The sequence below is a fragment of the Paenibacillus piscarius genome (assembly GCF_022234545.1).
GTDB lineage: Bacteria > Bacillota > Bacilli > Paenibacillales > Paenibacillaceae > Paenibacillus_AQ > Paenibacillus_AQ piscarius.
The window spans coordinates 105286-129136 of the sequence record NZ_JAIEUI010000012.1; the positions used below are offsets into that span (position 1 = coordinate 105286).

At 55.2% G+C, this 23851-nt stretch carries 13 protein-coding genes; 7 read left to right on the forward strand and 6 right to left on the reverse strand.

Features of this window, described 5'->3' with window-relative positions:
- Nucleotides 1-182: 182 nt before the first annotated feature.
- Entirely contained in the window at nt 183-1931 is a 1749-nt protein-coding gene (locus K1558_RS19170; protein WP_238653259.1) for an alpha-glycosidase, read from the reverse strand.
- A gap of 617 nt (nt 1932-2548) precedes the next feature.
- On the opposite strand from K1558_RS19170, the gene K1558_RS19175 reads away from it, so the two are divergent.
- The 7 genes from K1558_RS19175 to K1558_RS19205 all read left to right on the forward strand — a co-directional run bounded on the left by K1558_RS19175 (nt 2549) and on the right by K1558_RS19205 (nt 12818).
- A complete protein-coding gene (locus K1558_RS19175) occupies nt 2549-3883 on the forward strand; it encodes a sugar ABC transporter substrate-binding protein (RefSeq protein WP_238653260.1) in 1335 nt (444 codons plus the stop codon).
- 107 nt (nt 3884-3990) lie between these two features.
- Entirely contained in the window at nt 3991-5304 is a 1314-nt protein-coding gene (locus tag K1558_RS19180) for a sugar ABC transporter permease (RefSeq protein ID WP_238653261.1), read from the forward strand.
- Complete coding sequence (locus K1558_RS19185; protein ID WP_420800450.1) at nt 5304-6149, forward strand: sugar ABC transporter permease; 846 nt, start codon at nt 5304-5306, stop codon at nt 6147-6149. The genes K1558_RS19180 and K1558_RS19185 overlap by 1 nt, the downstream gene beginning before the upstream one ends.
- Nucleotides 6150-6262: 113 nt before the next feature.
- Complete coding sequence (locus K1558_RS19190; protein ID WP_238653263.1) at nt 6263-8392, forward strand: methyl-accepting chemotaxis protein; 2130 nt, start codon at nt 6263-6265, stop codon at nt 8390-8392.
- Between the two features lie 380 nt (nt 8393-8772).
- Nucleotides 8773-9669: an AraC family transcriptional regulator gene (locus tag K1558_RS19195; protein WP_238653349.1), complete on the forward strand. Its 897-nt coding sequence runs from the start codon at nt 8773-8775 to the stop codon at nt 9667-9669.
- 134 nt (nt 9670-9803) lie between these two features.
- Nucleotides 9804-11309 carry an alpha-glucosidase/alpha-galactosidase gene (gene melA / locus K1558_RS19200; protein WP_238653264.1) on the forward strand — a complete coding sequence of 502 codons (1506 nt, stop codon included), beginning with the start codon at nt 9804-9806 and terminating at the stop codon, nt 11307-11309.
- A gap of 363 nt (nt 11310-11672) precedes the next feature.
- Nucleotides 11673-12818 carry a stalk domain-containing protein gene (locus K1558_RS19205; RefSeq protein WP_238653265.1) on the forward strand — a complete coding sequence of 382 codons (1146 nt, stop codon included), beginning with the start codon at nt 11673-11675 and terminating at the stop codon, nt 12816-12818.
- Between the two features lie 84 nt (nt 12819-12902).
- Here K1558_RS19205 and K1558_RS19210 read toward each other — a convergent pair whose 3' ends face one another.
- From K1558_RS19210 to K1558_RS19230, 5 genes are all read right to left on the reverse strand, one after another.
- A complete protein-coding gene (locus K1558_RS19210) occupies nt 12903-13478 on the reverse strand; it encodes a DUF2812 domain-containing protein (RefSeq protein WP_238653266.1) in 576 nt (191 codons plus the stop codon).
- On the reverse strand, nt 13475-13804 hold the full coding sequence (locus tag K1558_RS19215) for a PadR family transcriptional regulator (RefSeq protein WP_238653267.1): 330 nt from the start codon (nt 13802-13804) through the stop codon (nt 13475-13477). The genes K1558_RS19210 and K1558_RS19215 overlap by 4 nt, the downstream gene beginning before the upstream one ends.
- A 281-nt stretch (nt 13805-14085) precedes the next feature.
- On the reverse strand, nt 14086-15246 hold the full coding sequence (gene yhbH / locus K1558_RS19220) for a sporulation protein YhbH (protein WP_238653350.1): 1161 nt from the start codon (nt 15244-15246) through the stop codon (nt 14086-14088).
- 109 nt (nt 15247-15355) lie between these two features.
- Entirely contained in the window at nt 15356-17041 is a 1686-nt protein-coding gene (locus K1558_RS19225; RefSeq protein ID WP_238653268.1) for a DUF11 domain-containing protein, read from the reverse strand.
- The gene (locus K1558_RS19230) at nt 17038-23760 is read right to left on the reverse strand and encodes a DUF7507 domain-containing protein (RefSeq protein WP_238653269.1); all 6723 of its coding nucleotides are present in this window, start codon (nt 23758-23760) and stop codon (nt 17038-17040) included. The genes K1558_RS19225 and K1558_RS19230 overlap by 4 nt, the downstream gene beginning before the upstream one ends.
- Nucleotides 23761-23851: the final 91 nt, after the last annotated feature.

The following is a 23851-nucleotide window of genomic DNA, read 5'->3' on the forward strand; positions in this document are numbered from 1 at the left end:
CGGCTTCATAACGAAACAGGGTATTCCGCCAGCCTGACGGCTGCAGCGGAATACCCTGTTTGTGTTGCCTGTGTACAAAGCTGACTCAAAGCGGAAATTCAGAGATAAATGTAACTGTGACACGGCAATTCCTCAACAATCTATTGCGTAAAGTAGTCTCGCAAGTCTGATCTGAGGTTCTATTAGGACATCTGGGCCTGAAGAATAGCGAAGCCGTAGGCCGGCAGCTTGAAGGACAGCTTGCCGCGTTCAGCGCGCAGCGCTTCGCCGTTCCACAGGTTCACCCAGTTGCGCTCAAGCACGTCCAGGCGGAAGGTCTGGGCGGTCTCATCCGTATTGATCAGCACGATGATCAGATCATCGTCCAGGCTGCGCTCGTAAGCCAGCTTGCTGCCCTGTGGTCCAGCTTCAAGGAAGCTGAAGCGTCCCGTACGCAGGGCCGGATGTGCGCTGCGGATATCAATCAGCTTACGGTAAAAGGCGAACAAGTCGCGGTCCTGCCGCTCCGGATTCCACTCCATGCATTTCCGGCAGTCCGGATCTCCTGCACCGTCCATGCCGATCTCATCCCCGTAGTAGATGCACGGGGTGCCCATGAAGGTGAACTGGAACAGTGCAGCCAGCTTCATCTTGTGCTTGTCCCCTCCGGCAAGGGTCAGGAGGCGCGGGGTGTCATGGCTGTCCAGCAGATTGAAGGCAACCTCGCTGGCTTGCAGCGGATAGCGGGAGAGCTGTCTGCCGATCAAGCCTGCGAAGCCTTCCGCATCAAGCGTTCCATTGACGAAGAAGTCGAGCACCGCATCGGTGAACGGATAGTTCATGACAGCATCGAATTTGTCGCCTTCCAGCCACGGGGCGGATTCATGCCAGATCTCCCCGAGTATGTAAGCCTCAGGATTGGCCCGCTTGACCACCTTGCGGAAATCGCGCCAGAATTCATGATCCACCTCGTTGGCTACATCCAGACGCCAGCCGTCAATGCCGACCTCCTTGATCCAGAACTCGGCGACCTTCAGCAGATATTCCTTGACCTCGGGATGCTCTGTATTTAGCTTCGGCATCAGCGGCTCGAAGGCGAAGGCGTCATAGGTCGGAATATTGTTCACCACCTGAAGCGGATACTCACGGATGTGGAACCAGTTCTTGTACTCGGACGCTTCCCCCTTCTCCAGCACATCCACGAACGGAGCGAACGTGCGGCCCGAGTGGTTGAAGACAGCGTCCAGCAGCACGCGGATGCCGCGCTCATGGCAGGCATCGACTAATCTTTTCAGAGTAGCAACATCGCCGAAATGCGGGTCCACCTGCATGTAGTCCTCTGTATCATATTTGTGATTGGTAGTGGCTGTGAAGATTGGCGTGAAGTAGATCCCCGTGATCCCCAGCTCGGTAAGATGATCCAGGTGGTCGATAACACCTTGCAGGTCGCCCCCGAAGAAGTTATCGGGCCGCGGCGTTCCGCCCCAGGGCTCTACATTCTCAGGGTTCAGGCTGGGATCGCCATTCGCGAAGCGTTCAGGGAAAATCTGATAGAACACCGCATCCTTCACCCAGGCCGGAGGCGTGAACACATCACCGCGGCTGATGTACGGGAATTCGAACAGCCGGTTCGGGGTGGCCGGACGCTCCTTCTGGAATTCGCTCTCGGTCATCCAGATGCGCTCATTGCCCTGCTGGAGCAGGAATCCGTATTTCAGCCTGCGGTAGAGCGGAACCGACTCGCATTCCCAGTAATCGAACATATTATCCGAGGTGAACAGTGTCATAGGGATCAGTTCCTTGGTAGTGTCCCAGGCATATTTATCGCCGGCCCAGGCGTAGACCTCGGTCAGATCTCCTTTTTTGGCCCGCAGGCGCAGGTGGATCGTATTGTGATCGTAGGCGTACGACCAGTTGAGGCGGGGGCGGTGATAGACGGCTTCTAATAACATAATGACTCCTCCTACAAAGTGATAATTGAACCTCCAATTCCGCCCACGGCAAAAAGGCACAACCGGGGTAAAAGCTACACCGAGGTTGTACCAGAGAGAAGGAACAGTGCCTTTAAATTAGGTGAAGAATTGGGTGGTTCATATTGGTTTGGATTATAGCATGGAAAGATGGAAGCTTCAAGAGGTTTGTACAAACAGTTGCACAAAGAAAATAAGGCAGGAAACCGATTTCCAATGTCTGTAAATTCAATAAAGTGGCCATTTTCATGAGATAATATTACATTATATGGTTATATTTACGAGGGTAGAGAATTATGCGTGAATAAACAGTAGCTATTTGAAGTAATCGTGTGAAATATGGAGTAAATACCAATTTTATTTAAATAAATGGCGTATTATTAGTTAATTTCATGTGTGCAAACGTTTTTACAATTACATTGATAGTGATGTATGATGGATTCATGAATGAAGCGCTTTCTAAACAGAGTGCAACGCTTAAGTCAGAGGCAATTGGCAAAAGGAAGATTTTTTTTGGTTCTTCTGAAATCGTTTGCGCAAAGTTGGGGGCATCATCTTGTAGTTAAGGCAAGATACAAAAACGGGAGGGGTTAACAGCAATGCAGCTTAAAAAATGGATGGTACTTACTGCAGCCTGCTCAATGGCAATCTCGATTACGGCCTGCGGCTCGAACAACAGCAACGGAGGGAATGCGGCAGCTACCAATGCTCCGTCAGACAATGCGACAGCCACAAATAACGCCGGAGGAGACAGCGGGAATGCACCTGCAGCCGGTGATATCGTACCTGAAGAAGGCGCTTCCCTGGTCATCTGGGAGAGCAAGGAAGAAAGACAGTTCGCTGAGGAAGTGGCTAAGCAGTTCACTGCGAAATATAACGTTCCCGTCAAAATCGAAGAGGTTGCACCGCCGGATCAAGTCGGCAAGCTGACCCAGGATGGTCCTTCCGGCCTGGCAGCAGACGTTATGGTCATTCCGCATGATAATCTCGGCAAGGCGGCAAGTGCAAGCCTGCTGCTTCCGAACGACATCTTCGCAGAGCAGACCAAGGCTGACAATACAGAGGCTTCCATTGTAGGCTCCTCTTATGACGGCGAGTTGTACGGATATCCGAGAGCAGCTGAAACTTATGCGCTGTACTATAATAAATCCCTGGTCAAGGAAGCTCCGAAATCCTTCGATGACGTGATTGCCTTCAGCAAGACCTTCACGGATAAAGCCAAGAACAGATACGGCATTATGTGGGAAGTCGGCAACATGTACTTCAACTATCCGTTCATCGCAACGACAGGCGGCTACCTGTTCGGCAAGGACGGTACCGACAAGGATGATATCGGCCTGAACAATGAGGGCGCAATTAAGGGCCTGACTGAATATGCCAAGCTGAAGGAAGTTCTGCCGATCAAGAGCGGCGATATTAACCCTGACATCAAGCGCAGCCTGTTCAACTCGGGCGATGTAGCGATGGACATCAACGGACCTTGGGAGCTGGCCGGCTACAAGGAAGCGCTGGGCGACAACCTCGGGATCGCACCGGTCCCTACAATTGACGGCAAACAAGCAATTACGTTCTCCGGGATCAAAATTTTCACCGTCAATGCTTACACACAATATCCGAATGCGGCTAAACTGTATGCCCAATTTGCTTCCGGCAAAGATTCACAGCTGATTCTCAACAAGCTGGTCGGCTCCGTACCGACCAACAATGAGGCGCTACAGGACCCGCAGATTACCAGTGATCCGTATGTATCCGCCTTCGCTGAACAGGCCAAGAGTTCCCAGCCGATGCCTTCCATTCCGGAGATGGGGAACGTCTGGAGTCCGGTTAACGCGGCCCTTCCTGCAATCTGGGACAACAACACAGATCCTAAGGCAGCCATGGACAAAGCCGTGCAGCAGATCAAGGATCTGAACAACGGAGCAGCTGCCCAGTAATCATAGCAATGTATATATCATAGCTTACAGTGGAATCCATCCGCCCGCCGCATAGCCTGCGGCGGGCAGTTTCCTGAATTCCGCACGGAGAGGAGAACGGAAGGGAAATGCAGCGACACAAAGCGAAAGCCGGGATACTGTCGGCCCTTTTTATGGGATTGGGACAAATATATAACCGCCAATTCATCAAAGGCATACTGTTCATAGCTGTAGAGGCAGGAGCACTTGCCTACTTCATTAACAATCTGGGAAGAGCCTTCTGGGGCATTACCACACTCGGGGAATCGCCAAGCCGTCTGGAGAAGGTGAAGGGAATTGCCAAAATGGTTCCCGGGGACCACTCCATCGTCATCCTGATTGAGAGTCTGATTACTCTGCTGTTCTTTGTGTTATTCCTGATTGCCTGGTATATGAATATTAAGGATGCCTACGCAGTGGGTGCAGCACGCGAAAACGGACGTCCATCGCATACATTTAAGCAATCCGTACGGTTCATTCTCGATTATAAGTTTGCCCAGAGCTTTCTGCTGCTTCCGGGGATCGGGATTCTGTTCTTCACCATCATGCCGATTATCTTCATGATCATGCTGGCCTTCACCAACTATGCTGCGCCGAATCACATTCCGCCGGCTAAGCTGGTGGATTGGGTGGGGCTGGAGACCTTCCGCAATCTGCTGGTGCTGAAATCATGGAGCCATACCTTCTACGGTGTACTTACCTGGACCATCATCTGGGCGGTCCTTTCAACCATTACTACTTATTTCGGCGGAATGCTGGTCGCTCTGCTGATCAATCAGAAGGGGATTCGCTTCAAGGGCATGTGGAGAATGATCCTCATCGTCCCTTACGCCATCCCGCAGATGATCTCCCTCCTGCTGATGCGCAACCTGTTCAACGGGCAATTCGGCCCGATTAACCAGTATCTCGGCTACTTCGGACTCGGCGGCCTGCCGTGGCTGACGGACCCGTTCTGGGCCAAGGTTACCGTCATTGTTGTCAACATGTGGGTCGGGATTCCGGTATCCATGCTGCTGATTATGGGCGTGCTGACTACGATTCCGCGCGATATGTACGAGGCGGCTGAGGTTGACGGTGCCACCAATTATCAGAAATTCCGCATCGTTACCCTGCCGATGATCCTGTTCTCCACCGCGCCTACGCTGATTATGCAATTCGCAGGCAACATCAACAACTTCAATGCGATCTTCCTGCTGACCGGAGGGAATCCGGTGAACGGGAACTATCAATATGCCGGCTCAACCGACCTGCTCGTCACCTGGCTGTATAAGCTGACGCTGGATCAGAACAAGAATAATATGGCTTCGGCCATAGGCATCATTCTGTTCATCATTGTTGCCGGGTTCTCCCTGTACAACTACCGCCGGACCAAATCATTCCAAGAGGAGGACATGATCCAATGATGATCGGACGCAAAGCGGTGAATTTCATTCGCCTGGGCTTAAGCTACATTGTACTCATTGCACTGGCCGTCGCTGCACTCTATCCGGCCCTCTGGATCCTGCTGGCATCCTTCCGGCCGGGCAAATCCTTGTATAGCAAGACGCTGATCCCTGAACAGTTTACACTGGGCCACTACAAGGAGCTGTTCACATCAGATATCTATATGTTTGGAACCTGGTATGCCAATACGCTGAAGATCGCGGTGTTCTCGATGCTGATCGGGGTAGTGCTTACGCTTTTGACCAGTTACGCGTTATCCCGGTTCCGGTTCCGGAGCCGCAAGACGACCATGTCCACCCTGCTGATCCTCGGGATGTTCCCGGGCTTCATGAGCATGATCGCCATCTATCTGCTGCTGAAGGAATTCAACCTGCTCGATACCCATCTGGCGCTGATTATCGTGTATGCGGCCGGAGCGCCGCTAGGAGGAACTCTGATTGCCAAGGGCTTCCTTGATACCATTCCGCGTTCGCTGGATGAGGCGGCACGGATTGACGGGGCGAGCAACTTCGGGATCTTCACCCGGATCATCCTGCCATTGTCGCGGCCGATGATTACGTATATGGCGCTGACACAGTTTGTCGGACCGTGGGTAGACTTCATCTTTGCCAAGCTGATTCTGCGGACCAAGGAGAACTGGACGGTCGCGGTCGGTATGTGGGATATGGTCAACACCATGCAGAATTCCAACTTCACGCTGTTTGCGGCGGGGGCGGTGCTGATTTCGGTACCGATTATGATTCTGTTCGGCTTCCTGCAGCGTCTGCTGGTGGACGGCCTGACCGCGGGGGCGAGCAAAGGGTAACCAGATCCGTGTTTTATGAATAACAGGTGCGGCCTTAAGCAGTGATGAGGGGCTGCACCTTTATTTTTGCGGGGATAGGTTCCCTGCATATTAAGGGGAGAGTGTAGCGTGCAATGAAGCGGCGGCGTACATTGAACTTCAGCTCGGTTGGTGTCAAGTTGTTTGTCATATTGTTCTGTACCATTGTCCTGTTGTCCTCGGTTCTGGGTGTAACCTCCTACTACGCAGCCAAGGGTATTATCACTGACGAGGTCGCTGCTGCCTCCTCCCAGTCCATTGTGCAGGCGGCGGATAAGCTGGATTTCCTGTTCGCCGAATATGAGGCCTTATCCAGACAGTTTGCTGTAGATTCTTCATTAAAAGCGGATATGGAAGCTATAGCAGATCCCGGCACGGGAACGGTGGCAAGGGCGGCGGCAGAGGACCGTATCCGGCGCAAGCTTGATTCGGTCAGGGGTTCGGACGAGCGGCTGCTCGGTGTCCGGCTGGTTGCCAAAAGCATGGTCGATGCTGAATCCTACAAATCGACAGGCATTACCGGTGTGCGCAGTGACGAGGGCATTCTGGCCCGCATGAAAGCGGTGGAGGCCGGCAAGGGTAATCCGGTCTGGTTCCCGGTAAGGGCCAAGGGCTTCTTCGATACCTATAGTGAGCCCACTCTGACCATGGGCCGGCTGCTGCGGAATATCCAGAACCCGGCAGCGGAGTATTACATGCTGATTGAGGTGAAGGGCAAGGCGCTCGGCGGGGTGCTGTCCAATCTGCATATCGGACAGGCCGGGGAGATCCGTATTCTGGATCCTGCGGGCAAGGTTGTATACAGTGCCGATAATTCGCTGCTGGGCCAGGCTTCATACATACATACGCCGGATATGCCGGGGGCTGGGAAAGAAACGGAGCAGGAGCCGGCTGGAACGGCAGAAGCTGTGAAGGTGCAGCGCGAAACGTTAAAAGACGCAGCACAGGAGCAGTCCTTCACAGCCGGGGATGAGCAGGGAAGCCCGCAGCTGGTGGTCTATCAGCCGCTGGCGACGGCGGACTGGACGCTGCTGGGCTATGCGCCGGTGAGCGATTTCACCAAATCTGCGGACCGGCTACTTTATATTACGCTGCTGGCCGTAGTGGCGGCGGCCCTGATTGCCCTGGTGATCGGCTATATCCTGGTCCGGCTGATCGGCCGTCCGCTCGGCAAGCTGGCCCGGCTGATGGAGGAGGGTGAGCGGGGTAATCTGCAGGTGCGGACGAGCTTCAAGGGACGTGACGAGATTGGGCGGCTGGGCCACAGCTTCAACCGGATGATGGAGCAGATCTCCCTGCTGGCCGGGCGGAGCAGCAGCTCGGCCGCGGAGGTGCTGGCGACCTCAGAGCAGCTTGTCGCCGCTTCGGGGGCGATCAGCAGCCATGCCAGCGAGGTGGCTGCCGCCACCGGGGAGATAGCCGGCGGTGCAGCGAGTCTGGCCGCTGAGGCGGAGAGCAGCAACGCCAAGGTGGAGCTGATGGGCGGCAAGATGCGCGAGGTAGCCGGCACGAATGCGGTCATGGCTGCTTCCGCCGGGAAGGTCATGGCGGCCAGTGACCGGGGGGCGGAGCAGATGAGAAGACTGGTCGCCGAGAGTGAGAGTGTTCTCTCGATGATGGAGCGGATTCAGGACAATTCCGCCCGGCTACGGGAGAGTACGGTCCTGATCCGCAGCATTCTCTCTCCGATGATTGCCATGAACAAGCAGACGAATATCCTGGCGCTTAATGCTTCTATAGAAGCGGTGCGCGCAGGCGCTGCGGGCAGAGGGTTCGTGGTAATTGCCGAGGAGATCCGCCGATTGGCCCAGCAGTCGAGCCAGTCGATTGCCACAGTCTCCAGTATTACTGAGGAGATAGGCAGCCAGATTGAGAGTACGGTCATAGTCGTGGGGGAAGCCGCACCGTTATTCGGCAGCCAGATCGCTTCCGTCCGCGAATCCTCACAGACCTTCGAGAGTGTGCGGGCTGAGATGGAGGTGTTCAGCGGATATCTGGCCGAGTCCTCCGTGGCGGTCTCTGAGCTGACCGAGATCCAGCATCAGCTTGGTGAGTCGATGGCCAGTGTGATCTCCGTGGTGCAGCAGACCAGCGGCTCCACGGAGGAAGTAGCCTCCATGTCCTCCCAGCAGTTCACCGTCAGCAGAGAGCTGGTGACGCTGTCGCACAGGCTGGAGGAGCTGGCAGAGGAGCTGAAGGCGTCGATGCTGTCTTTTCAGGGGTGAAGGGATGTTGAGTGAACGGGAGCAGAGGGCGTTGTCCTTCTGCTCTTGTTTTGTCCAGGAGATTTAGGACAGTATCATACAAGCTGGGGAGAAGGCGTATGCAGGGCAGAATGTAATCGGAAAACCGATCACATTTGGCTGGCGAGGGGCGTGTGGGCCGAATGTAATCGAAAAACCGATCACAATTGTGCTGGAGAGAGCTGCTTGGGCGGAATGTATGTTAAAAACCGAATACAATGTCCCAGCACGCGCGCTAGATATTCTGATATGTAGACGTGTATGAATGGGCAGGGGGACGATCTACTTCTTGTCCTGTCCGCGCTCAAGCGATACACTGGTGCTATTGATACTGGCAGAGCGGAGGCGGCGGTGTGGCGGAGATGAACGGGAGTCTTTTTGAGCAGGCACTCATGGAGCGGGATTACAGCCCTCACTTCCTGGCTTACTACTATAAGCAGTGGAGCAATTATACGATGGCTTATCATCACCATAACTCTACGGAGATCATGTATCTCATCTCGGGCAGCTGTGTGGTGGAGGTGCGGGATGAAGCAGGGAGAGAGACGCCCTTCCATCTGAAGCGGGGGGAGATGATTCTGCTGGACGCCGGGGTTGCGCACCGGTTGATGGTGGAGGAGGGAGCTTCCTGCCGGATGCTGAATGTGGAGTTTGCTTTTAAGGAGTACGGGGGCGTGGTTCCTTCGATCGGCAGGCTGGCCCGCGAGGAGGCGGTGCTTGCTGAATTGCTGCGGCATCCGTTCCGTAGTCTGGTGCTATCTGACCAGGAGGAGGTCTTCCATGTGCTGAAGGCGCTGGTGCTCGAGCTGGATCAAAGGGGGCGGAAGGGGAGCAGCATGGTGCATCTGCTGTTCGCGGAGCTGCTGCTCCGGCTGGCCCGGCTGCGCAGAGAGTCGCTTCCAGCCAGCCAACAGTCGTCCCAGCTCTATGTGCGGCGGGCGATCGAGTTCCTGCACCAGAATTATGACCGGGGGATTCAGGTTAAGGAGATTGCGCTGTCTGTGAATGTCCATCCGGGGTATCTGCACCGCATCTTCCGGGCACATACGGGACAGACCCTGACCGGTTACCTGAACAAGCTGCGGATGGAGAAGGCCCGGATGCTGCTCGGGCAGGGGGAGATTCCGGTGGCGGAGATTGCCGATTATGTGGGGATTAGCAGCAGACAGTATTTTCACCTCCTATTCAAGAAGGATACGGGGTGTACCCCGATCGAATACCGCAACTCGGTGGAACGGCATTTCTGGAGTGAGGAATAGCTCAGGCTGGCTGCAAAAAGTTAGGATTGTTGACACCCTATAGGCAAAATGGTCATGATATTGGTTACGCTTCCGCACGCCTCCTTGCTACAATGGACAGGAGTTAAACAATTCATTGCCGGAGGATGATTGCGATGTCTTTTAAAGTAACCTTTATCGGGGCGGGCAGTATCGGGTTCACCCGTGGACTGCTGCGCGACCTGCTGACTGTGCCGGAATTCCGTAATATTGAAGTTTCTTTCATGGATATAAACAGCCATAACCTGGACATGGTGACCGAGCTGTGCCAACGTGATATCAAGGAGAACGGTCTGGATATCACCATCGCTGCCACTACGGACCGCAGGGAGGCGCTGAAGGGTGCCAAGTACGTATTTTGTACTATCCGTGTGGGCGGGCTGGACGCCTTCGCCACCGATGTGGATATTCCGCTGAAGTATGGCGTGGACCAGTGTGTCGGGGATACGCTGTGTGCGGGCGGGATTATGTACGGGCAGCGGGGTATAGCGGAGATGCTGCAGATCTGCCGCGATATCCGCGAGATGGCTGCGCCGGATGTGCTGCTGCTGAACTACTCGAATCCAATGGCGATGCTGACCTGGGCCTGCAACAAATACGGCGGTGTGCGGACCATCGGACTCTGCCATGGCGTGCAGCATGGACATCAGCAGATCGCTCAGGTGTATGGGCTGGAGAAGTCGCAGGTGGATATTATCTGTGCGGGTATTAATCACCAGACCTGGTATATCTCTGCGAAGCATGAAGGCAAGGATCTGACTGCGGGGCTGCTGGAAGCCTTCGAGAAGCATCCGGATTACAGCCGTACGGAGAAGGTGCGGATCGATATGCTCCGCCGCTTCGGCTACTACAGCACGGAGTCGAACGGTCATTTGAGCGAATACGTTCCCTGGTACCGCAAGCGTCCCGAGGAGATCATGGACTGGATCGATCTGGGCGTGTGGATCAACGGCGAGACGGGCGGCTACCTGCGGATCTGTACCGAAGGCCGCAACTGGTTCGAGACGGACTTCCCGAACTGGATGAAGGACCCGGCGATGGAGTATATCCCCGAGAAGCGCGGCGAGGAGCATGGCTCGTTCATCATCGAAGGGCTGGAGACAGGCCGCGTCTACAGAGGCCACTTCAACATGGTCAATAACGGCGTCATCTCCAATCTGCCGGATGATGCCATTATTGAAGCGCCTGGTTACGTGGACCGCAACGGCATCTCCATGCCGCTTGTCGGCGACCTGCCGCTTGGACCGGCTGCGGTCTGTAATGTCAGCATTTCTGTACAGCGGCTGGCGGTAGAAGCGGCTGTACACGGCGACGACAAGCTGCTGCGCCAGGCTTTCATGATGGACCCGCTGGTCGGCGCCGTCTGCAACCCGAAAGAGATTTGGCAGATGGTTGATGAGATGCTGGTGGCGGGGGAACAATGGCTGCCGCAATACAGCGCGGCCATTGCCGAAGCGAAGGAACGCCTCGCTTCCGGCAATCTGATCCCGACGAAGGCGGACAACGAAGGCGCTGCCCGTCTCAAGGTGAAGACGGTGGACGAGATGATGCAGGACCGTGAGGCGGCGAACAAGAACGCCGGTGAATCCGACAAGGGCAAGGACCGCGAGAAGGTGAAGTAAGCGGAGCGGGCCTCGGCTTAGGCGAAGTGAATATTCAATGGAATAAGGGCTGTCCAAAGTCATGAAGTGGCTTGGGACAGCCCTTTATTGTGGAGGTGCGGGGTGAGCGCGCAGGGTCCGGGTGTATGTGTATGCGGAAAATCGAATACAATTTGCTCGGGCAGGCGCTTGGGCCAGATGTATGCGAAAAACCAAACACAATTTGCTGGGCTGCTTTTCCACTTGTTAGCTTCTGTGGCTATTGATGCTCTGTATCCCTTAGGTGATTTTGTTCTGTACAAGATGAAAGATAAAGGAAATACATGGAGAGGATCGAATTATAAATTGTAGAAAAAATTTATCTATCGAAGGAGAATAAGGAAATTGAAGAAAAAAATACATAACGATAATTTGCTCTTAATCCTGCTGATTACTCTGCTGGGCGTTGCGATGACCGCAAATACAGTATCCGCAGCAACAGCAACTCAGACTGCTAAGGGAATCCGTGTATATGTGCAAAATAAGGAAATCCATCCGCGTGCGGCTTCGGTGATTCAAGGAGGAAGTGTGTATGTTGAATTCCGCAGTGTAGTGCAGGCTTTGGGCATTAAATTCAAGTATGATGCTGCCGGCAAGCAGATTACAGCTACCTCAGAGGATGCTACTTTTAAAGTTGATCTCAAAACGAAAAAAACATTCGTAAATGGTTCTCCATACACCTATGATTCGAACGTTCCGATGGTTATCGGTTCGGGTGCAGATGCCTTGGTTGCGATCACGTTGTATAGTGAGACTGACTATATTAGTGCTGACTATGATAAGACGAACAAAATAGTTAAAGTATACGAGGATTTGCACGGCAAGCCTAAAAAGGCGGACCTGAAAAAAATACAGGCACTAATTAAAGCCCATTATCAGACTCTGGATGGCTTTCAGTCGATCGACAAGCTTGAAATGGAATCATGGAGAGAGTATACCGTAATGCTTGCTGATGTCTCCTTTCGTAAGACAGAAACTGAACTCCTGGACCGGGTTGAGCATGTAACCTTGGAAATGGAGCATAAGCCCGATGCCAGTTGGACGATACATAATATAGAAATCAATAATACGGAATATCTTGACTATACTTCATTGATAAATAAAGAGGTAAACGTTCCGGCCGCAGATCAAATGGCCATTCATGAGTTGCTCGCTGCTTATTGTAAAGCTATAAAAGATAAAGATGTAGATGCGGAACTGGCGCTGCAAGACCCTGCCAACCTAACGGCTGGGGACGAAAAGAGTCTCAGGAATCTCCGGGAATGGTCTACCCGAAATTTTGATCTGGAATATACTGAAGAACAGGCTGTCATTGTCTCTTATTCGGCAAATCAAGCAGTTGTTTATTGGGTGTGTACACTTCAGGTTAAAAAAGATTCATCGAAGCTTACAGAGCGGCTCTACTCACTTACCTCTGTAGTTAAAAATAAGGATAAATGGTATTTTGATTCAAATGAAGAAATTGCACTCGGTAGTGAGGTTATCGAGTAGAGCCTGAATGGTCATGGGGAGGCCCTGCAGCAGCTAATGTGTGGCCTGCGGGCCTCCCTTTGTGTAGTTATTCCGCGCATCCCCTCACTCCCGAATCAGCTTCTCCTGCCGCAGCCGCGCGATCTTGCGGAGGATCGGCAGGCTGAGCCACACGAAGAACAGGCCCAAAATGACTAAAGATATGCCTACGATGAGGTTGATCTTGTAGAGGTTAGAAGAAGGCATCAGAACTATCAGTATGATATTTAAGAAGCCGACGATTAATTCCAGGAACGCGAGAGCCAGCCATAATCTGTAGATTCGCTGATAGTGGTTGATCTTGGAGTCTACATCGGAATAGATCTGGAAGGGGCCCTCTGCGGCTTTCCTTCTGAAAATTACCCAGCGCTGGTTGATAAACGCACGCTTGCCCTTTGGAGTGGTCCCGGCAGGTACACGCTCTGCCCCGGTCTCCTCCATAAACTGCAGATAACCAGCCGCATCCTTCGGGTCCTTCTCCAGCAGCTCAATCCGGTAAATGTACTCTCCCTTGGCGCTCTCCTCGAATACATAGCGGGCCCATGAATACTCTGCAAGTGCCAGCCCCTTGGCTGACATCTCGTTGAGCCATGCCTCTTCCTTCTCGAAATCAACGAAATATTTGCGTACTACATGACTCATGATGCATCCCCTCCCAGAAGCTTTCTTCCATTAGTAAGCAGTTCATCAAGCCTCGCCATTTCACTCTGGACGACTGACTTCCCCAGCTCTGTAATCTGATACTCCTTCTTGCGCGAATCGGCTCCACCGGCCAGCGGCCCTATCCAGCCCCGTTCCACAAGCGTGCTTAATGCACCATATAGGGTACCTGCACCTAATTCCACACGGCCGTTGCTCAGCAGCTTCACATTCTGCATAATTCCGTAGCCATGCATCGGGGTGAACAGCGACAAAAGGATATAATAGACACCTTCGGTCAGCGCCCCATGGTCATTGCCTTCACCCATCTGCTTCACCTGCTTTCATTTCATCTTGTATCTGTTGCCGTTACATCACTCGACGTTATACCAATTGACGTTATATCGTCAACCGATACATATATTATATCGTCAGCCGATATAATAGTCAACAGGCTTATGCGGACGAATCTCCAGGACAGCACAAAAAAACCGCACTCCGCAAGAAGCGGCGGTGCGGGACGGAAACTCCCAGGATGCAAGTGTACGAGCCTAGCCAGAAATGGCTCACCTGCTCTACTGCACAGGCTGGCAGCCTAAAGTGAGGCTTTTTAAGCTTCACTAGCTTTTTTGCCGAAAAATGCCTTCAGCGCCTGATACACTTCCTTCTTATCCTTAATTACATAATGCATGAATTGCTCCTGCTTCAAGTGGCGGTAGGCGGACATCAGGGTGCTGCTGCGGTTGTACTGGTTAACCTCGCCGTAGCCGAACATGTTGCTGCGCTTCAGCAGCTCGCCGATCAGCTTGACACAGCGCTCGTTGTCGGAGGTCAGATTGTCGCCGTCCGAGAAATGAAAGGGATAGATATTATACTTGGCCGGCGGATAGCGGCTGTCGATAATCTCCAGTGCCTTCTGGTATGCCGAGGAGCAGATCGTTCCTCCGCTCTCCCCGCGGGTGAAGAAGTCCTGCTCACTGACCTCCTTGGCTTCCGTATGATGGGCCAGGAACACAATCTCGACCTTCTCGTACTGGCGGCGCAGGAAGCGGGTCATCCAGAAGAAGAAGCTGCGGGCGCAGTATTTTTCAAAAGTACCCATACTGCCCGAGGTGTCCATCATCGCAATAATCACAGCGTTTGAGTGGGGGACGGTGATGTCATCCCAGGTCTTGTAGCGCAGATCATCCGGGCTGATGCTGTGGATGCCGGGCTTGCCGCTGCTGGCGTTGCGCCGCAGATTCTCAAGTAAGGTACGCTTTTTGTCGATGTTCGACATCATGCCTTTTTTGCGGATATCGTTGAAGACGATGGATTTGACCTCGATCTCTTCCTTGTCCTTCGGCTTCAGATGGGGGAGCTCCATATCCTGGAACAGAATATCCTCCAGATCCTCCAGATTGACCTCGGCCTCTACAGTGTCCTGACCCGGCTGATCCCCGGCCTTATCCCCTTTGCCCGGCTGGGCGGATTGGGAGTCGCGGCCGAGCACATCCCCCACCTGGCTGTCGCCGTCCCCCTGGCCGACATGCTTCTGCTTGCGGAAGTTATAGATAATCCGGTATTCGTCCAGACTGCGGATCGGCACCTTCACAATCTGCTTGCCGCCCGACAAAATAATGTTCTCTTCGGTAACCAGATCCGGCAGATTTCCTTTGATGGCTTCCCTGACCTTTTGCTGGTGACGCTCCTGATCCTGATGGCCTTTGCGGTGCAGGGACCAGTCTTCTTTGGATACGACAAATGTGAATGGACCGGTTGGCTGTGACAGGATGACCACCTCCCATGGACTGTGAAACTGGAATGCTGGTAAGGCTAAGGCAATGGCAGCAGGTTGTAACTAAAGTATATTCAAGGGGAGGGTGGATATGTGAGCCGTCTTATTCACTGATCTCCTCGATGAGCAGTCTGTAGCTATTGGAACGGGCTTCGCCGGAATAGCGGCGTCCATCAATGGTGAACAAATACAGGGCGGCCGAAAAGCCTTGCAGATCCTTGCCCATATAACCGGTGTTGATCCTTACCTGGTAGCGGAGTGTAACGGTCTGCCCGGCTTGCAGTGTCCCCAGGGCAACTGTCCCGCTAAACGGCGTTCCTGGTACAGTTACTGCGCTTATCGTCACGATATCCGGCTCGATGACTGTGCCTTGAGGCACTACGCGGATGACCGAGACCTCGGCCGGATAATTCCCGCTGTTGGTCACTTGAATCCGGAATGCGGCCGTGCCTCCAGGCTCGACAACCGGCGGCGCGCCTTCCATCTGAATAGAGATGATGGGTGAGAGCAGCAGGCTGGTCACCGGATTGGGGCGGGCGACCTGCCGGACGCTGCGCCCGTCCGGGAGGGTGAAGGTGTATTGGACCATTCCCCGGTTCTGAATGGCCGGCGTCTGGCGGATATCGGTGGCGCCCGGGATGGAGACGAGATAATCGACCACGATCGCTACCCCTGCCCTTAAGGTGCCCAGCGGAATACCCTCTGCGGGGCGTACGCCCCGCTGGGGGACACCGTCAATCCGGATGCTGTCCCAGATGAACAGGGTGCCTTGCGGTATAACCTCCGCAAGCACGGCATTCACGGCCAAATTTCCCTGGTTGCGGACCGTGATTTCATAACGGAGGTTGTCACCCGGGGCGGCGCTGTAGAGATCAACCTTAAGACTGGCGGCCAGCCCGGGCTGGATCACATTAATGGTTACGGTGTTAGTTACGGTGGTGCTCCTGCTGCCATTGGTGTCATAGGAGACCTGTGCCTGGGCCTGCAAGATAGATTCCGGCGGTAGAGAGCTTACCCGGATGCGGAAGGAGACTTCTGTGGCTGAACCTGCACTGAGCGAGCCAAGGCTGATCCCGGAGGCCGGGTCGGCCTCCGGCAGATAGACTCCGCCGGCAACAACACTGCCGGGGATGAATACCGCTCCTTCCGGTAGAGGAATGACGGCAATTTTTCCGGTCAGCGGCAGGGCTCCTTCATTCCTCAGCTGAAGGGTATAAGAGACAGCATCCCCTATGAAGGTCGTTGACGTACTGGCGGAGAGCAGCGTGGACAGCTGGTAGGACAGCAAGGAGACACTGACCGGATTGGAGCGCACTTCTCCGCTTATCTTTCTCCCCTCCGCAGTCTCGAAGGAATAAGTACCTGTGGCACTGTTCTCCAGCATAAGGGAAGGCGGAAGCGAGACGACAATAACCTGGAAGGCGATACGGACCGCTGACTGCGGATGGAGCAGGCCGGCCGGGATGCCCGAAGACGGAGTGACCCCGGCAAGGGGCACTCCGTCTCTAAGCACACTATTGGCAATGAAGGATACGCCTGGCGGCAGGACGTCAACGATCGTGACCAGAGCCGGAATGTTGCCGCTGTTCCTGATGGCTATGGTGTAGACGAGCGTCTCCCCCAGGGAGGCGCTCTTGCGGTCAGCTTCCTTCAAGAGGGACAGCACCGGACCTACGACCGGCGTGTTGACCGTATTGGAGTAAGTGATGGCATCGGTTCCTTCCTCAGAGCTGAACAGCACCAAGGATTGATTGGTGACGACGGGCTGAAGGCTTGAGCGGTCTGTCATATGACGATGACCTGAACCTGGAAGGTTACCGTAGCCGAGGCTCCAGGCGCTATGGTTCCAATGATAATCCCGGTTGCCGGATTGGCGCCCGCACGCAGAGTGCCGTCTACGGTAACACTGCCGGGAACGAACTGGCTGCCGGCCGGGATCGGGTCAACCAGCACTACATTGTTGACATTTACAATGCCGTTGTTGGTCACAACAATGGTGTAGGTGATTGTATCGCCAACTACTGCATCGACAGCGCTGGTGCTCTTGACGGCCGTCACATCCGGTGAAGACACCGGAATGACAAGCGTATTCGATACCGCAGATCCGGAGAGCTGGCGGCCGTCCGGCGGGATGAAGGTGAAGGTGGCGCTGGCCTGGTTCACGAGCTGCTGCGGAGACGGGAGGGAAGCTACCGTTACCTGCAAGGTCACGGTTATCGTGACCGTAGCCCCGGCTGCAACGGTTCCCAGACTGATACCGGCTGCCGGATCTGCTCCCGGAACAGGCTGGCCGTTAATCAGTACACTATTCGGAATGAACACGGCTCCTGCCGGAATGGAGTCTGTCAAGGTGACCACAGCAGCGAGATTGCCGGTGTTGGTTACACTCAGCGCATAGGTGACAGTATCACCAACTGTTGCATTTGCGGTATCCGCAGATTTCAGGATGCCGATTACCGGCTGATACACTGGAGTGACCAGCGTGTTGGAGTAAGACGCACCGGAGAAGGCTCCGGAGGTGAAGCTGACCGATGCCTGATTATTCAGGGCAGCCGGATTCGGCAGCGTATTGACCACGATATTGAAGGCAACCTGAACCGTTGCTCCCGGAGCGATCGTTCCCAGTGAGATCCCGTTGGCAGGGATTGCCCCAGGCACCGGTGTGCCATCCACGGTTACGCTGCCGGCCGTGAAGGAAGCGCCAGCGGGAACCGGGTCGCTCAGCACCACATTATTGACCGGGGCAATTCCGTTATTGGTGACCGCGATGCTGTAAGGGACCGTATCCCCCGGAACGGCATCGATGACCGTAGTGCTTTTGACAAGCAAGACATTGGGGGAAGAGACCGGAATCAGATTGATATTCGAGCTGGCAGACTGATTGAAGACACGTCCGTCAGGCAGTGTATAGCTGAAGGCGATAACAGCCTGATTGCTAAGCTGCTGGCTGGCCGGCAGGGTGTCAATCACGACAGAGAATACCACCGTCAGTGCAGCACCGGCAGCGATGCTGCCAAGCGGGATTCCGGTTGCCGGATCTGCCCCCGGTGACGGGAAGCCATTGATCAGCACACTGTTCGGAACCAGCGTTGTGCCGGCGGGAATGGTGTCGGTCAGGGTAGCCGTGGCCGCATAGTTCCCTGTATTGCTGACATTGACGGTGTAGAGAATGGTGTCGCCAACGGTCGCGTTCTGGGTATTGGAGCTCTTGGCCGCAGCAAGAACCGGCTGGAAGACCGGTGTAGTTACAATGTTAGAGAACGCTACACTGGCCAGAGCACCGGAAGTGAAGCTGGCCGAAGACTGATTGATCAGCACACCGGAGGCCGGCAGAGAGGTAACCGTGACGTTGAAGGCCACTGTGACCGAAGCTCCTGGAGCGATACTTCCAATCGCCACCCCGGTAGCCGGTGAGGCTGCCGGGCGGGGGACACCGTCCACCAGCACGCTGCCTGGAACCAGAGTCGTGCCGGCCGGCAAGGCATCCGTGAATACCACATTATTGACCGCAGCGACACCGTTGTTGGTCAGAGTGACAGAGTAGGTAATCGTATCTCCGACATTGGTTGCGGTGGTTGCGGTGGTTTTGACAACCGCCAGATTGGGGTTCGAGACAGGGATCGTCAAGGTATTGGTCGGCACAGATCCCCCGAGCGTTCTTCCGTCAGGCAGGGTGAAGCTGTAGGTAATATTGCCCTGGTTCACCAGGAGCTGCGGCGACGGCAGCGAGGTGATGACTACCGAGAAGGATACAGCTACGGTTGCCCCCGGAGCGATTGTTCCGGCTGCGATCCCGGACGAGGGATTGGCCTGGGGCAGAGGCAGACCGTTAATCAGTACACTGTTCTCTACAAAGGCCGTGCCGGCCGGGATATTATCCGTTACTGTCAGACTTGCCCCGTAGTTGCCGGTATTGGTGACGGTCAGGGTATAAGTGACTGTATCCCCGACGGTTGCATTCGTTGTATTTCCGGTTTTGACTGCTGTGATATTCGGCTGGAAGACGGGAACCGCCACAGGATTCGAGAAGGTTGATCCGCTAAAAGAGACGCCCGACGTATACGTAACCGTAGCCTGATTGTTGATAGAGCTGCCCGCAGGCACAGAGGATACGGTGACACTGTAGGCGACCGTGGCTGTCGCTCCCACGGCGATGGTGCCGATGGAGACCCCGTTGGCCGGATTGGCACCGGGAAAAGGGACACCATTCACAGTTGTACTTCCTTGTACGAAGGCGGCCCCGCCAGGAGTAGGGTCGCTTAGCAGGACATTATTAATAGGGTCGATTCCGTTATTCGTGATGCTCACGGTATAGGCGATGGAATCACCAACGGCTACAGAGGTTGAAGTGGAGCTCTTCACCACGGCTACATTGGGAGCAGACACGTTCACTGTTACAACATTGGACAGGGCTGTTCCTGTGAGCAGTCGTCCGTCGGGCGGGGTATACGTGTAGGTAGCAGAAGCCTGATTGACAAGCTGCTGCGGTGAAGGCAGTGAATTGATAATGACAATGAAGCTGACGGTGACGCTGGCGCCCGGGTTGACCGTGCCTACGGCAATCCCTGTTGCCGGGGAAGCTCCCGGCTGCGGGAAACCGCCGACAATGACACTGTTCGGGTCGAAGACCGTGCCCGCAGGAATGTTATCTGTAAGGGTAACATTTGCCGCAAGATTGCCTGTATTGCTGACCACAATCGTGTAGACGACGGTATCCCCGACAGTCTCATTGAGTTCGTCCGGGCTTTTGACAAGGGTGATCTGCGGCTGGGTTACCGGTGTAGTGGTGACGTTGGATGATGAAGAGCCGGAGAAGACCCCGGAGGTGAAACTGACTGTAGACTGGTTATTGATCTGTGCAGGAATCGGCACGGTTATCCTCACCTCGAATGTTACGGCAACAGAGGCCCCCGGGCCCAGGCTGCCGATTGGAATGCCGGCGGACGGAACTGCCAGCGGCTGGGAGATGCCGCCTGCAATTACGGTTCCGGGTATGAAGACTGCATTCTCAGGCAGAGAATCGCTGAGAATGATGTTGCTGACAGAGGCAGTGCTGTTGTTCGTCAGCAGGGATGTAAAGGTAAGGATGTCGCCGGTCACGGCATCGATCGCATTTACGCTTTTGACGATACTGACATTGGGGGCAGATACGGGAAGCGTCAAGGTGTTCGATACGGCGTTGCCGCCCAGCGTCCGCCCGTCCGGCAAGGTGAAGGAGAAGGAAGCAGCCGCTGAATTGGATAACTGCTGGTTCGGAGGCAAGGCCGTTACCGTAACGAGGAAGCTGACAATAACGCTGTCTCCAGGGGCTAACGGACCGACCGGAATGCCGGTCAGGGGGCTGTAGCCGGGCAACGGCGTACCGCCAATGCTTACACTATTGGTCTCGAATACCGTCTGCGGCGGAAGGATGTCGGTCAGATTAAGTGTGGCTGCGATATTGCCGGTGTTGCTGGCCAGGATGGAGAAGGATAGCAGACTGCCCACTGAAGCCTGTGCAGGGCTTGAGCTCTTGGTGAGGTTAATTACCGGAATGAAGACTGGAGTCTGTACCGTGTTCGACAGAGCGGTACCGCTGAATGATCCTGCCGTGAACGATGCGCTGGCCCGGTTGCTGAGCTGAGGCGGGCTGGGTATCGAATTCGCATTAATCTGGAAGACCACTGTGCTCGTGGTTCCCGCCGCCAGGGTGCCGAGGGCAATGCCGGTATTCGGATTGGCGGACGATACCGCTGCCCCGTTCACCGTGACCGTTCCCGCGACCAAGGCACTGCCCGCCGGCACCGGATCGGACAACACCACATTGTTGACCGCTACTCCACTGGGATTGGACACTGAGACGGTATAGGTGAGATATTCTCCCACGGCGACAGCGGTGCGGTTTGCGCTTTTGAGAATCGTGAGGTTGGGGGCAGAGACCGGAACCGTAACGGTGTTAGACACACTGCCCCCGGACAGGGCGCGTCCGCTGGGCAGCTGGTAGGTGTAGCTGCTGCTTCCCTGGTCCGTCAAGGTGGCCGGAGACGGCAGGGCTTGAACGGCGGTGCGGAAAGTAACCGTGAAGGCAGCCCCCGGAGCAACTGCTCCCAGCGGGATGCCGCTGACCGGGGAGTCGGAAGAGCGCACGGTTCCGTTCACCGTGACACTCCCGGGGACGAAGGCGGTTCCGGCCGGGATGGTATCAAATAAGGTGGCGGCTGCCGCAAGATTGCCTGTGTTCTGCACCTGGAGCGTGTACTGGACATTTCCGCCGACGGTGGCGCTGCCCGGGCTTGCGCTTTTGACAATGCCGATGACCGGCTGATACACAGGGGTCAAGGTCGTATTGGATTGAGAGATAGCAGTGAAAGTCCCTGAGCTATAGGAGGCTGAAGACTGGTTAACAAGCTGGCCGCCGACCGGCACAGCCGTGACATTCACCTGGAAGGTGACCGTCACACTGGTGCCGGCTGCAAGGGTACCGATGGATATTCCCGCAGCCGGATCTGCGGATGGCCTTGTGACTCCGGCCACAGTCACACTTCCCTGCACCAGCGTGCTGCCGGCTGGGATTGGATCGGACAGCACGACATTCGTGATAGCGGCAATCCCGTTATTGGCAATCACCGAAGTATATTGCAGGGTATCGCCTACGGTGACATCCGGGAAGCTGGCATTCTTGGTGATCGTGACATTGGGCAGCCTCACCGGAATGGTCAGCGTGTTGGAGGCTGCACTTCCGCTCACGGTCCGTCCGTCAGGGACGGTGAAGGTGTATGCAGCGGTTGCCTGATCCACAAGCTGCGGCGGTGAGGGCAGGCTGTTCACCAGCACGCGGAACTGGACAGTAGAGCTGGCTCCGGCCGCGATGTTACCAATGGCGATGCCTGCGGCCGGGTTGCCGGCCACCGGTGTCCCGTTCACCGTGAAGCTTCCCGCAACATATGTGCTTCCCGCCGGGATATTATCCGTGAGTGTAGTGAGCGCGCCGATATTGCCTGTATTGGAAATCTGCAGCGTATAGAGAATCTGGTCCCCGACGGTGGCATTGGTGGTGTTCGCGCTCTTGACGATGCCAAGAACCGGAGAATACACCGGCAGCGAGTTCGTATTGGACGGAATCACTCCGCTCACTGTCGGCCCGCCGGCCACACTCTGGAAGGTGAAGGCGGCAGTCGCGGTGTTGGGCACGAACTGCGGGCTGGGCAAGGAGGTCACCCTGGCTTGATATGTAGCCGTGACCGATGTGCCAAGTGCCAGGGAGCCAAGCGGGATGCCTGCAGTTATATCGTAAGTCGGACGGGGGACGCCGGCCACCACCATGCTTCCCGCGGCAAAGGTAAGTCCATCCGGCAGAGTGTCCGACAGAACCACACTTGCTGCGCTTGCAGTGCCGGTGTTGCTGACGGTTACCGTGTAGGTGACCAAATCGCCAACGATGGTGCCGGCCACATTTGCGTTTTTGGTGAGTGAGATCTTGGGTGCATTAATATCAATCTGCAGGGCGTTGGCATTGACGACATACGCGTCGCCTGATGTAGTGAGTGTCAGCAGGGCGGAGGACTGGTTGTTAACGAGGCGTGCAGACACATCCACATTGGTGATATCCCAGCCTTGGCGGCCGCCGATAATGTTGGTGCCCGGACTGCCGTTAGTCTGATTTCGGGTTCCAAAGGTTCCGGTGGTATTCAGATTGCCGGCATCATTGTTAATCTGCGAAGCGAAGAAGTTGTTGGCAAAATTATTGGGGCCCGACAGCGCCAATTGGGTGGTGGATGTAGCGCCGAATAGCGCCTGATCCCCTGAGCGGTTGGCATCTCCCTCCTGGGCGCTGAACAGAATACGGCCGCCGAGGGCGCCGGTGACCGGGGTAGCGAAGCCGGTAATGGTTGTAACCACCGGTGCCGAAGTAGACTGGACCAGGACAGCGCCTGCGCGCAGGGACATGTTGCGGAAGGGCAGAGACGGATTCTGATAGATCACGGCAAGGGTCCAGCCGGCATGGTTGGCCGTGGAGTCCCCGCTGATAACGATGGTGCCGACGACACCGCCGGTGATATAGGTTCCGGCCCCGGAGGCCTGGATCGTACCCGTTACATTGGCAGACCGGACATAGGCGAGCGCTCCGCCGCCGAGATCCACAGAATTGGCCGTTGCCGCATCCGGCGTGACACTCACGGTGTTGCCAAGTGGTGTAATGAGGGAGATCGGATTGTTGATTGCTGAAGTGAGATTGACATTGCCGTTAACATACGAACCGCCCCAGATCAGCTCTGCGTACAGAACCGTACTTCCGGCAGGAAGGGTCAGAATGGCGGCTGAGCTGTTGCTCTGGTACAGACTCGTAGTGCCCGCAGGATAAGTGCCGAATACGGAAGCGGTATTCGTTGTAGTGAAGGCTCCGATACTGTCCAGCGTGCCGGGAACACCGGCAGTATCCGAGCGGCTAAGCCCCAGTGTGTTGCCTGTGAAGGTAATGGCACCTGTTGCATTAACCGTAGACCGGACAACTAGAGGAATGATTATCACCTCCTTAGAAATAATGGATGTGCCGGAGAGAGCCGGACAGCACAAAAAAGCAGACCAGCTCCTCGCAGGGAGCCAGTGTGCTTCTTTCTTA